Here is a 12,269-nt window from a genome sequence, read left to right as displayed (position 1 = left end):
GTGCGCCTGCCCCGTCGTCCGGGGCAGGCGCACTTCGTCCGTGCCAGCGTTAGCGAGTGCGGACCGTCAGGCGGTCAAGCGTGAACGCGCCGTCCTGCACGAACACGCCGACGCGGCCGGCAGGGCTGTCGTAGAGGCGTGTGCTCAGCGCGACGGCCCCGTCGATGACAGCGACACAGATGTCCCCGTCCAGGTGCACCTCGATGTGGTGCTTGCCGGGGGCGAGCTCTACCGAGCGCTCGAGCTCGACGGCGTGCGGCACATCGCCGAGGATTTGCCACTGCTCGGTGCCAGTCGTGCCACGTGGCCACCGGTCCAACACGAGCCGGTTCCGGTCAGGTTCGAGGCGGAGCGCGTAGCCCTCTTCCCCGTCGTCGCTGGTGCGCAGGAGCAAACCCAGCGAGCGGGTGTCTGCTTCCAGGGTGAGGTCCACAGCCACGAGCGCTTCCTCTGGTAGCTCCGGGCCAACCCAGGATGCGTATCGGGTGGTTGCGCCAGCGCCGACGGTTGCCTCCGCACCGTTGGTCGGTTCAAGCTCCGCGGTGACGTCGACCTCGTTCGGGTACGCAGCCTTCACCCCGTCAGGTAGGTCGAACCGCAACGACCCGTCGGCACGCTGGTGGGCCTGCAACGTCGCCATGGTGCCCGCCCACTGCCACGGGCCGCCATCGCGTTCGTCTTCCTTCGACGCGATCCACCCGACGAAGTACCGCTGATCGCCAAGGGCAACTGTCTTTGCTGCGTAGAAGGCGCGGCCGTCGACTGTGTCATCAGCGGGCGCGAGCCATGGGCCGTCTGGTGACTTCGCGATACGGTATCGGGTGCAAAAGGCGTCGGAGAACTCCGAGTACACCAGGTACCACCAGTCGCCCCACTGGAACACGTCCGGGCACTCTTGCGTGATGAAGCGGTGCGGCTCCCAGATCGGCTCGGCGTCCCGCCAAGTGACGAGGTCATCGGATTCGAGGCGTGCAACGAGGCCGGAGCGCCGGTACGGCTCGCCGAGTCGCCGCGTGGCGAGGAGCATCTGCCAGGGCCGGTCGGCCGCCGGGCGGAAGACGAAGGGGTCTCGCCAGTCTTCGGGGGAGTAGCCAGCGAGCGCCGGGAAGTTCCAGTCGGGGTGCTTGACCCAGTCGGTCAGGTCGCCGGACGACGTCGCGTGCGCGATGACCTGCGCGTCCTTGCCGCCGCCATCGGATCCGGTCTTGATGTGGGGGTTGTGCCCTGTGTAGAACAAATGCAGCGTTCCCTCTTCATCGCGGACGACGCTGCCGGTGTAGCAGTCGAAGTCGCTCGCGTCGGGGCCGCCGGAGGGCAGTATGACGCCCTCGTTGGTGAAGGTGACGAAGTCGGTTGTGGTGACGGCCGCCCAGGGCATCCCCGTTGTTCGTTCGAGCGGCGGAGCGTCCGGTCGTTCGTCGAGGAGGTAGAACAGCCACGCGGTTCCGTCGTGTTCGAACGGGATGACGTCGCCGACGTAGCCATTCGGGGGTTGGAAGTGGGTGCTGGGCGGGGGAGTCACTTAGGTTCCTTCGGGTCGTGGGGCCGCGAGCGAGCTGCGGGAGACGTATTCGCAGGGCACGAGGTGTCGGCCGGGCTGTTCCGCCTCCGCCAGGAGCAGCGTTCCGGCTTCGAAGCCCATCTGCTGGTGCGGGAGTGCGACGGTGGTGAGCGGTGGATGCATCTGGTCGGCGAGGTCGGGCTGGTCGTCGAATCCGACGATGCTGATGTCCTCCGGGCAGCGCATTCCCAGCGCCTGGGCCGCCATCAGCGCACCGACCGCCATTCGGTCGTTGCCGCAGATGATCGCCGTCGGACGGGTGGCAGCGTCGTCGAGGACCTCCACCGCGAGGTCGTAGCCGGATCCCACCTGGAAGGTGCCGAACGTGATGCTGATCTGCGTCGAGGGAATGCCCGAATCGGCGGTGGCACGTTCGAGTCCACGCTTGCGCTCCTGACAGGCGTAGTCGTCCGCAGGGCCGCCGAGGAAGGCGACATTGGTGTGGCCGGCTGCGAAAACGGCGGCGGCGACGTCGTACCCGCCCTGGTATTCGTCAGCGAGTACGGTCACCGCGGGCGTATCCCCGGGCGGGAAGCAGTTAACGAAGACTGTCGGGACCGTGTCCAGTCCGTCGACAGGGGTGACGTACTCGGGCCCAGGCGCTGCGTAGATCAAGCCGGCGACGCCCTGCTGTACGAGGTTCTCAACGGCGGCCTTGCCGCCGTCGGTGGTTTGCGCGGTCTCGACTACGAAGCAGACGTACCCGGCCTCCTGCACGGCCTGCTGCACGCCGAGCACGATGTGACCGGCGTAGGGCTGGGAGACAAGCCGGTCGGCGATCACACCAACTGTGTAGGACCGATTCGATCGCAGCGACTGCGCCGCCCGGTTGGGCTGGAAGTTCAGCTCCTTCGCGGCCTCGAGGACACGAGTGCGCGTCTCAGCAGCGATTGAAACGTCCCGGCGATCGTTAAGGACGAACGACACCGTCGGCTGGGACACGCCAGCGTGGCGCGCGACGTCCTTCATGGTGACGCGCTGTGACTGCGTTGTGCGCTTGCGGTTCGCCATTGAGCCTCCTCCGTTGCCATCATCATGCCAGAAGCAAATACGTATTGCGTCCGCTCTGCATGCTGTGTACGCTCGCCATGCAAATACGTATTGGCCCCGACCTAGCGGGGTCACTATCGCTCAGAGAGGAGCGACCCATGGCGAACGGATTCAGCACCCCGATCGACCGGCGCACGCTGTTCAAGTTCGGTGGCGCAGGCCTCGCGCTGGCCGGTATCGGATCGCTGGCTGCTTGCTCAACCACCGGCGGCGGAGGCAGCACCTCCGGCACGGTGAAGATGCTCTACTTCGGTGAGCAGAGCGCAGCGACGGCCCTGCAGAAAGCCATCGAGCCGAAGATCAAGCAGCTCGACAAGAAGGCGAGCCTGCAGGTCACGGCGATTAACGGGACCGACTGGAACGACTTCCTCGCAAAGGTCCTCACGCAGATCGCCTCGGGTGACGTGCCAGACATCGTCAGCGTGGCAACCGAGGGGCAGCAGCTGCTGGCGTCGAAGAACCTCCTCACCCCGCTCGACGACTACGTCACGAAGAACCTCTCGGACCTGCACACCTACTTCACCGGGGCCCACCCGGCGCTGCTCGAGTCGACGATGTACCAGGGGCACCTCTACACGCTGCCCGACAGCTTCAACGCGGGCAGCATGTTCTACTCCACCGACCTGTTCGACAAGGCCGGCCTGTCCCGCCCGACGAGCAAGTGGTCGATGGACGACTTCCACTCCTCGGCTGAGAGCATCGCAAAGGTCGGCGGCGGCACCTACGCCTTCGACTGGGTCGTTCGCCTCTGGGGCAGCTGGACCTCGTTCCTCTACGCCAACGACGGGAACCTGCTCGAGGAGGGCAAGTACTCCGGCGGCGACTGGCTGTGGAACAGCAAGGCCTTCTCCGACAACCCGATCGGTGTCTCCGGACGCAAGGGCGGCTGGAAGTGGGGCGACCCCACGGCGAACTCGGATGCCGCCATCGAGGCGCTGCAGTACGTCATCGACCTGCAGAAGTCCGGTGCGTCCCCGTCGCCCGACGTTGGCGGTGGCGCCACGCTGCAGGGTCTGATGGCATCCGGACGGATCGGTATGACCATCGGTGGCGGCTTCTGGGCCGGTGGCCTCCACAACGCCGGGATGAAGAACGGCAGCTTCGATGTCGTCGAGTTCCCCACGTGGAAGAGCAACAAGTCGCTCTTCGGCGCCGGCGGCTACGGCATCTTCAACTCTTCCAAGAACAAGGAACTCGCGTTCGAGGTCATCAAGGTCATGGTGCAGCCGGAGAGTTTCGACGCCCTTTGGCCCGGCAACGTCACTACACCGGCACAGAAGTCGCTGATGACCGCCGAGCGGTACAAGACAACCGGGCCGGAGCACTGGTCGGTGTTCTACGACCAGCTCGACAACTCGGTGCCGATCTCCGCACCGCCGTACTACAACGCCCTCGCCACGGCTCTGAACCAGCGCACCACCCAGGCGATTTCCTCTGGGAACGCCAAGAAGGCGCTCGACGGCCTCCAGGCAGACATCGAGAAGGCAGCGTCGCAGGCTTCGTGATGACAGCAGCAACAGAAACACCAATCCGGCGGGCTGCCAAGGTCGCAGCCCGCCGGCCGGCGGCCAAGCGCGCCCGCCGACGTGAGTCCACGTTCGGGTTCCTGATGATCGGGCTCGCGGTGCTCTTTGTCGCCGTGTTCACCCTCATCCCCATCCTCGCCTCCCTCGGGCTCTCGTTCACGTCATGGGACGTCATCAGCAGCCCGAAGTTCGTGGGACTGGACAATTACAAGCGGCTCTTCACCGACGGGCCGGTCCTGGCATCGTTCGGTGTGACCGTCGCCCTCGCGATCGCCATCGTCGTGCTGCAGATCTCGCTCGGCCTGCTCCTGGCGGTGTTGGCGAACAACCGGAAGCGCAACGCCACGCGTGTGTTCTTCCGGACGTCGTTCTACCTGCCCCTGCTGGCGTCGACGGCGGCCGTGTCGATCTTCATGGGCTACATCTTCGACACCAAGTTCGGCCTCATCAACTACTACCTGAACGAGATCGGACTCCCCGGGGCGCACTGGTTGAACGATCCCTTCTGGGCGAAGGTCACGGTCGTGATGGTGGTGGTCTGGCAGCAGGTCGGCTTCACCTTCGTGCTCTTCGTCGCCGCACTGCTCGCGGTGCCCGTCGACGTGCAGGAAGCTGCAGCGATCGACGGTGCCGGCCCCTGGCGGACCCTGTTCCGGATCAAGATCCCGCTCATCAGCCCCACGATCCTGTTCGCGACCGTGATCGCGATGATCAACGCGATGCAGCTGTTCGACCAGCCGTTCATCATGACCAAGGGCGGCCCCGGCACCGCGACGACGACCGCGACGATCTCCATGTACCAGGCCGGCTTCCAGAACCTGCAGTTCGGGTTTGCCTCGGCCATCGCGATCCTGCTGCTGGTCATCATCGGCATCATCACCGGGATCCAGTTCATCGCCGCACGAAAGCTGGTGTTCTACCAATGACGACCACTGACACCCTCAACCCGTTGCACGCCCCGGAAACCGTCGCGCAGCCGGCCGTAAGCCACATCGTTCGGCGCCGCAAGCCCGTCGCCAAGGTGGGAAGCATCCTTGGGATGATCATCCTGATCATCGCCGCCGTGTTCGCCCTTGGGCCACTGCTCTGGACGCTGACCACCTCGCTGCGCACCCCGGCGGAGTCGTTCCAGAACCCGCCGCAGTGGATCCCGCTCTCGTGGGACTTCGGCAACTACGCGGCGGTGTTCAACCAGATCCCGATCGGGCAGTTCTTCGTCAACAGCGTTCTCGTGACGTTGCTCATCGTCGTCGGACAGACCATCACCTGCACCTTGTCCGGGTATGCGTTCGCGATGATCAGCTTCCCCGGGAAGAACACCATCTTCGGCATCTTCCTCGCCACGATGATGGTGCCGATCCAGACGATCATCATCCCCGTGTTCGTCATCCTGAAGGACTTGGGGCTGACCGGTTCCATCGCGTCCCTGATCGTCCCCGCGCTCGGCAGCGCGTTCGGGACGTTCCTCATGCGCCAGTACTTCATGCAGATGCCCAAGGAGCTCGGGGAGGCGGCCCGCATCGACGGCGCGAGCCAGTTCGGGGTGTTCTGGCACGTGTACTCGCGGATGGCCAGCCCGGCGATCGCGACGCTGGCGATTCTCAACTTCTCCGGCTTCTGGGCCGAGTACTACCGGCCGCTGATCTTCCTCAACCAGCAGGACACCTTCACCCTGCCGCTCGGGCTTGTCGGTCTGCAGGGGAACCTCGGCACCGGATCGATCTCAGTCGTCCTCGCAGGCGTCGTGCTGACCATGATTCCGAGCGTGCTGCTGTTCATCTTCGCGCAGCGGTACTTCATCGAAGGCGTCACCGCGGGGTCGTCCCGATGACCGACCTCCACGCCCTGCCACCAGCACCCCAGGAAGCCGCACCCGCCGTGACCGCAACAGACCACCTCCTTCCGCAGTTCCACGTCCGACTCCCTCGTGGGTACGTCAACGATCCGAACGGCCCCATCGACATCGGCGGGCAGGCGCACCTGTACTTCCAGTCCCGGCCGCGGGTGGACCTCGAGATCCCCGTCGAGTGGGGCCACGCCACCAGCGACGACCTCGTGCACTGGACGCTCCACCGGCCGGCGATCGTCCCCGTCCCCGGTGGCGCCGACTCCGGCGGCGCATGGTCTGGTAACACGGTCCTGCACAACGGCACCGTCCGCGCCTACTACTCCGGCAAAGTCGATCACAGTCCGTTCCAGTCGGTCCTCCTCGCGGAATCCACCGACGGTGGGATAACGTTCGGCCCTCCCGTGCAGGTCGTCGCCGACCCGTCTGCTGACGAGGCGATCACCATGTTCCGCGACCCATTCGTCTGGCAAACGGATGACGGATGGTCGATGGCGGTCGGCGCGGCGGCCAGGAATCACACCGCGTCTGTCCGCCACTACCGATCCGTCGACGGCATCAGCTGGAGCCACGCGGGCGATCTGGTGTCGATGGCACGCGACACGGTCAACGGCATCGATACCGGCGAAGGGTGGGAGTGCCCACAGATTCTCACCGTCGACGGCATCGACATCGCGATCGTGGCGTCCTGGTCCCACGCCGCCGGCCCGGGCGAGGTGGTCGCCATCCCGCTGGCCGTGTCTCCTTCGCCGTTCAAAGTCGATGAAGGGCAGCACTTCTACGCAGCTTCCGTGATGCGGACCAGCTCGTGGGGGCCGGTGCTCTTCGGATGGGTCACCGAAGGCCGAACCGAGCAGTGGACCGAGCAAGCAGGCTGGTCCGGCGCGATCTCTCTACCGCGCCGGGCGTGGATCACGAACGGTCGGCTCGGCACCGAACCCCACCCCGCAATCGACGCCCTTCGCGTCGGCAGCTCGCAGGCTGCAAACGGTGCTCGCATCGGCGCGCAAGCCGAAATCGTGCTGCCCGTCGCCATCACTGGCTGCATCCGGCTGCGCTTCTCCGATGCCGAATACCTCGACATCACGGTCGACGTCGATGCAGACACCCTCACCGTCGACCGGGCGCACGCCAGCACGGATTACCGCGCTGACCCGAGCCCCGCGGTGATTCGTGCTCCCTTCGACCGGACCGCGGACCGACCCGCAGTCCGAGTGCTGCTAGACGGTTCGGTTCTCGAACTGTTCACCAGCGCAGGACGTTCCGTCACCACGCGCGTCTACCCGACGCAGGCGCCGCCGTGGAGCGTGGAAGCCCCAAACCAGGCGCTGGCGTGGCATCTCAAGCCGAGCGTCACAACTGTTTCAGCTCCCGCCGCCGACGCCACGGCTGGATCCGCCTCGATCTAGCGGAGCGGCGCCGACAGGTTCGCCGACACCACCTCGTTCCCAATCATCGAAGGAGATGACTGTGCATCGAATCACCGTTGCGGGAGAAGCCCTCGTCGACATCGTCCACGACGACGCCACACGGGAGATCCCCGGCGGGAGCCCCGCGAACGTCGCTCTCGGGCTCGGACGGCTCGGCGCGCCGGTCGAGTTCGCCACGTGGCTCGGGAACGACGCTCGCGGCAACCAGGTCGCAGATCACCTCGAGGCGTCAGGGGTCGAGCTGGTGCCAGGCGTCTTCGGTGCCACGAAAACCTCCGCGGCGACAGTCCTGCTTGCTCCGGACGGTCAGCCTACCTACGAGTTCGGCATCGAATGGGACCTGCCGCACCTGCAGGACACGCCTCGATGGCTGCACATCGGATCGATCGGCGCATTCCTGCAGCCCGGAGCGGGCAAAGTGCGAGAGCTCGTTCGACGCACCGCAACCGCCGGTGGCATTGTCTCGTTCGATCCGAACATCCGACCCGCGCTCCTCGGAGATGCGGTAGCAGAACGGGTTCGGTTCGAGCAGCTCGCTGCGGACACCACTGTGCTGAAACTCTCCGACGAGGACGCCGCCTGGCTCTACCCAGGCGACAGCGCCGACGTCGTCCTCGACCGGCTCCTCGAGCTCGGCGTCACGCTGGCCGCCATCACCACCGGTGCCGCCGGCGCAACGCTCACCACCGCACGAGAGCGGATCGCCGTGCCCAGCGAACGCGTCGACGTCGTCGACACGGTCGGGGCCGGCGACACGTATATGGCCACCCTCATCTGGCAACTCCAGGACACCACCATCACGCTCGACGCCCTGGACTCCAGCACTCTGACAAGACTCGGGCAGGTCAGCGCCACCGCCGCGGCGATCACCGTGAGCCGTCGTGGTGCGGACCTACCAACCGCTGATAACGTGCTCGCAGCGCGGGGAGCGCCCACCAGATGAGCGCCCCGTCCATTTCCGGAGGGACGACGCGGCATGAGCGCCCCGCCGCCGGAACGATGTCACTCGGCCGGCACCTCAACGAGCTCCGAAAGCGGCTCTTCCGCGCGGTGCTCGCCATCGCAGTCTGCGCGGTCATCGGCTGGTTCCTCACACCGTTCGTGCTCGATCAACTCCGCGCACCCGTCACCGAGCTCGCAAACGCCGGCGGCGGTCACACCGCGGAACTGAACTTCCCCGCGATCAGCGGCGCCTTCGACCTGCGCCTCCAAATCACGATCACCATCGCGGTCGTCATCGCCAGCCCCGTCTGGCTGTACCAAGTCTGGGCGTTCGTCGTTCCTGCCCTGGTGCGGAAGGAAAAGCTCTACGCCGTCGGGTTCCTCGGATCCGCGATTCCCCTGTTCCTCGGCGGATGCTGGTTCGGCTGGTACGTCCTGCCGCACATCGTGCAGATCCTCGGCAGCTTCGTCGCCCACCAGGACACCTCGATCGTCGACGCGAAGGCGTACTACGACTTCGCCGTGAAGCTCGTCCTCGCCGTCGGTATCGCGTTCGTCCTGCCGGTGTTCCTGGTCCTGCTCAACTTCGTCGGGGTCCTCACCGCGAAAGCGATCCTCGGCGCATGGCGCATCGCCGTGCTGTGCATCCTCATCTTCACTGCACTCGTCACACCGTCCGCTGACATCGCGTCGATGTTCTTGCTCGCCATCCCGATGGGCGTGCTCTACCTCGCAGCGTGCGCGGTCGCCTGGCTACACGACCGCCGTCTCGCCCGGCGCCTCTCGACGGCTTCCTCAACCACCACCCCGTGACGTAGCGTCCGCTGCGCCGCCTGCACACGAAGGACTCATCATGCTCGGCAACCTCACCGGCATCCACCTGCTCATCATCCTCGGCATCGTCGTACTCCTCTTCGGCGCCACCAAGCTGCCCGCCCTGGCAAAGGGGCTGGGACAGTCGCTCAACATCTTCCGCAGCGAGATCCACGCCGGCGACAACAAGAAGAGCGCAGACCCGGCCAGCACCCCGGTCACACACGACGGCACCGTGCCGTCCCACGAGTGAGTTGCTCCCTGGCGGGCTGACGAAAGGAAAGCACCGTGGACCTCGAGAAGCTGCTCGTCATCGCCGCCATCGCAGGGTTATGTCTGGGACCGGCTCGGCTAGCTGCCCACACCAAGCAGCTCACCGCTCTCTTGCGTCAACTCCGGGGATGGGCTGACACGACTAAAGCGCAGATCGAAGAGCAGACCGGGGTCGACATCGACTGGTCCGAACTCGATCCGCGCCGCTACGACCCGCGCCGCATCATCCGCGACGCTCTCACGCAACCCCAGACACCACACGAACCGGCCGTCCAACCAACGGCGCTCACCCACACCGCAGGACCAACCAACCCTCGAACCGGAGTCAACGATGACCTCTGAAATTCACCGCCGAGCCCTCTTCCAGGGCGCCGGAATCGGCGCCCTGGCGCTGTTCGCCACCGCGGCACCCGCTGAGGCCGCCCAGGCCGCCACCGCCGGATCCGCTTCAACGTCAGCCACCGCAGCGACATCATTCCGCGCGAAGTACCACATGACCCCGCCGGCTGGATGGCTGTCCGACCCGCAGCGCCCGGTGTTCACCCGGGGCGCCTACCAGCTCTACTACCTGCACTCCGATGTCGACAACGGGGACGGTGGGTGGGACCACGTCTCCACCACCGACGGCATCAACTTCACCTTCCAGGGCACCGTCATCCCCCTGCAGACCAACCTGCCCACCTGGACCGGCTGCACCCTGATCGACACGAACAACACCGCCGGCTACGGCGCCGGCGCCGTCATCGCGCTAGCCACCCGCCCCACTGGAGGCGTTCGGAAGTATCAGGAGCAGTACCTCTTCTACTCCACCGACGGCGGCTTCACCTTCACCGCCCGACCGACCCCCGTCATCGTCAACACCGACGGACGCGCCGCAACCACCGACGCGCAGATCTCCAACGCCGAGTGGTTCCGCGACCCCAAGGTGGCCTGGGACGACGCCCGCAACGAATGGGTCTGCGTCATCGGCCGGCAGCGCTACGCCGCGTTCTACACATCGAAGAACCTCATCGACTGGACGCTGCAGCACAACTTCGACTACCCCGACCACAACCTCGGCGGCATCGAATGCCCCGACCTCTTCCAGATCGCAGCAAATGACGGCACCAAACACTGGGTCCTCGCCGGCAGCATGGACGCCTACAACGAGGGGCTGCCCTGCACGTACGCGTACTGGACCGGCTCCTGGAACGGCACCACGTACACGGCGGATAACCTCACCCCGCAATGGCTCGACTGGGGGTGGGACTGGTACGCTGCAGTCACCTGGCCTGCCAACGAAGCGCCGACAACAAAGCGGTACGGCCTCGGCTGGATGAACAACTGGAAGTACGCGAACCGGCAGGTACCCACCGACGCATCCGATGGGTACAACGGCCAGAACTCGATCGTCCGCGAGATCACGCTGCAGAAGCAGACCGATGGTCGCTACACCCTCCTCAGTGCACCGATCGCGGCGCTCAAGGGCACCGCGAAGCGGACCGTGCCGATCGCGAACCAGACCGTGAACGGTTCGGTGGTGTTGCCCTACAACGGCCGCGCGTACGAGATCGAGCTCGACGTCACGTGGACCAATGCCACCAACGTCGGAGTCTCGGTCGGACGTTCGACGGACGGGGCGCGGCACACCAACATCGGTAAGTACGGGAGCGACCTGTACGTCGACCGCGCGCCGTCCGACCGTGCAGGATTCGCGTTGGCGCCCTACACGCGGGCTGCAGCGCCCATCGATCCGGCCGCCCGCGCCGTGCATCTCCGCATCCTCGTCGACACGCAAAGCGTCGAGGTGTTCGTCAACGCCGGCTACACGGTCCTGTCCAACCAGGTGAACTTCGACGCCGGCGACACAGGTATCTCGCTGTACTCCGACGGCGGTCCCGCCACCTTCTCTAACATCACCATCCGCGAATACGGAAGCTAGCACGCGCAGGGCGAAAGGCAGCAGCTGCCTTTCGCCCTGCGGCGGCTTCTGCGCTGCCCGCCAGCCGGTCGCCTTCCGGTGCACGTTCGGCGGCATCAACCGCGACAACTTGCCCCTGTCCTGCTTGACCCGGGGAATCCCGTGTAGGTGTCCCGCGAAACTGCCCGGTGAGGGTGCGACAAACGCAGCACGTCGTCCGCCTCGTAAAACTATAGTTTTCCGAGATGCAGCCGTGAGACACATTGCCATGTCGGTGACATCAGCATCCAAGCGGGTGCCGCTTGTCTCGGAATGTCGTCTCGGCCTGGCTGGTGGCTCGTTGCGTTGTCTTGACGGTTTGTGGGACGCAGCGCGTGGCAGAGGGCTTGGGGGAGCTGTTGGCGAGCCCGTGGTGTCGCCCTTTCCGCGGGAGCAGTGAGGGTCCCTGAGGGGATCGCTACGCGGTCATGCTTTCCCAGAAGATGAGTTCGCTGCGGCCCGCTTCACTAAGGGGGATGCCAGCAAACCGTGCCGGCTGCGGCGGCCGTCCTCGGGGACGCTTTCACGATCCGTGACCGTGGTTGGTGGGCTGGGTCTACGGTCGGTTCATGTCGACGTCGTCGGACGAGCTTGCAGCGGTGGGGATCGATGTTGGCGCGCAGAAGCCGGCGGTGGCTCGGGCGTTGGTCTGTATCGGGTCGCGGTATCGGGGGCGGCTGACAGCGCCGGAGATCGCGGTGGCGAGCGGCTACAGCAAACGGGGCCTGCAGGAAGCGTTCCAGCGGGATTTGGGGATGCCGCCCTCCCTCGTGGTCCGGGTGCTGCGGTTGCATCGGGCACGACAGATGATCCTCGCGAACCCGTATCAGCCAGTCGGAACGGCCGCGGCGGCGAGTGGGATTGCGCACTTCGGCCGGTTCTCCGCCTA

General features: G+C 65.9%; 12 protein-coding genes. 10 read left to right on the top strand and 2 right to left on the bottom strand.

Annotated elements, in window-relative coordinates:
• Positions 1–49: 49 nt before the first annotated feature.
• Together EDF47_RS15310 and EDF47_RS15305 are read right to left on the bottom strand one after the other, a co-directional pair.
• Entirely contained in the window at positions 50–1,522 is a 1,473-nt protein-coding gene (locus EDF47_RS15310; protein ID WP_131847232.1) for a glycoside hydrolase family 32 protein, read from the bottom strand.
• Positions 1,523–2,572: a LacI family DNA-binding transcriptional regulator gene (locus EDF47_RS15305; protein WP_131847230.1), complete on the bottom strand. Its 1,050-nt coding sequence runs from the start codon at positions 2,570–2,572 to the stop codon at positions 1,523–1,525.
• Positions 2,573–2,709: 137 nt separating this feature from the next.
• Between EDF47_RS15305 and EDF47_RS15300 the strand changes: the two genes are divergently transcribed.
• From EDF47_RS15300 to EDF47_RS15255, 10 genes are all read left to right on the top strand, one after another.
• Entirely contained in the window at positions 2,710–4,116 is a 1,407-nt protein-coding gene (locus tag EDF47_RS15300) for a sugar ABC transporter substrate-binding protein (RefSeq protein ID WP_131847228.1), read from the top strand.
• The gene (locus EDF47_RS15295) at positions 4,116–5,063 is read left to right on the top strand and encodes a sugar ABC transporter permease (protein ID WP_131847226.1); all 948 of its coding nucleotides are present in this window, start codon (positions 4,116–4,118) and stop codon (positions 5,061–5,063) included. The genes EDF47_RS15300 and EDF47_RS15295 overlap by 1 nt, the downstream gene beginning before the upstream one ends.
• Positions 5,064–5,176: 113 nt before the next feature.
• Complete coding sequence (locus EDF47_RS15290; protein WP_243650141.1) at positions 5,177–5,968, top strand: carbohydrate ABC transporter permease; 792 nt, start codon at positions 5,177–5,179, stop codon at positions 5,966–5,968.
• Complete coding sequence (locus EDF47_RS15285) at positions 5,965–7,392, top strand: glycoside hydrolase family 32 protein (RefSeq protein WP_131847222.1); 1,428 nt, start codon at positions 5,965–5,967, stop codon at positions 7,390–7,392. Before EDF47_RS15290 ends, EDF47_RS15285 begins: the two co-directional genes overlap by 4 nt.
• A 55-nt stretch (positions 7,393–7,447) precedes the next feature.
• Positions 7,448–8,356 (top strand): carbohydrate kinase, encoded by a 909-nt coding sequence (locus EDF47_RS15280; protein WP_131847220.1) that lies wholly within the window; start codon positions 7,448–7,450, stop codon positions 8,354–8,356.
• Between the two features lie 56 nt (positions 8,357–8,412).
• A complete protein-coding gene (tatC, locus tag EDF47_RS15275) occupies positions 8,413–9,168 on the top strand; it encodes a twin-arginine translocase subunit TatC (RefSeq protein WP_131847218.1) in 756 nt (251 codons plus the stop codon).
• Positions 9,169–9,208: 40 nt separating this feature from the next.
• A complete protein-coding gene (locus EDF47_RS15270) occupies positions 9,209–9,421 on the top strand; it encodes a twin-arginine translocase TatA/TatE family subunit (protein WP_131847216.1) in 213 nt (70 codons plus the stop codon).
• A gap of 35 nt (positions 9,422–9,456) precedes the next feature.
• Entirely contained in the window at positions 9,457–9,783 is a 327-nt protein-coding gene (locus EDF47_RS15265; protein ID WP_131847214.1) for a hypothetical protein, read from the top strand.
• The gene (locus EDF47_RS15260; RefSeq protein WP_132100775.1) at positions 9,773–11,362 is read left to right on the top strand and encodes a glycoside hydrolase family 32 protein; all 1,590 of its coding nucleotides are present in this window, start codon (positions 9,773–9,775) and stop codon (positions 11,360–11,362) included. Before EDF47_RS15265 ends, EDF47_RS15260 begins: the two co-directional genes overlap by 11 nt.
• 587 nt (positions 11,363–11,949) lie before the next feature.
• The coding region (locus EDF47_RS15255) for a helix-turn-helix domain-containing protein (protein WP_132100774.1) at positions 11,950–12,269 on the top strand (320 nt) is incomplete at its 3' end.

This window comes from Curtobacterium sp. PhB190, assembly GCF_004365385.1.
Lineage (GTDB): Bacteria > Actinomycetota > Actinomycetes > Actinomycetales > Microbacteriaceae > Curtobacterium.
This window is presented reverse-complemented; position numbering and strand designations above follow the sequence as displayed.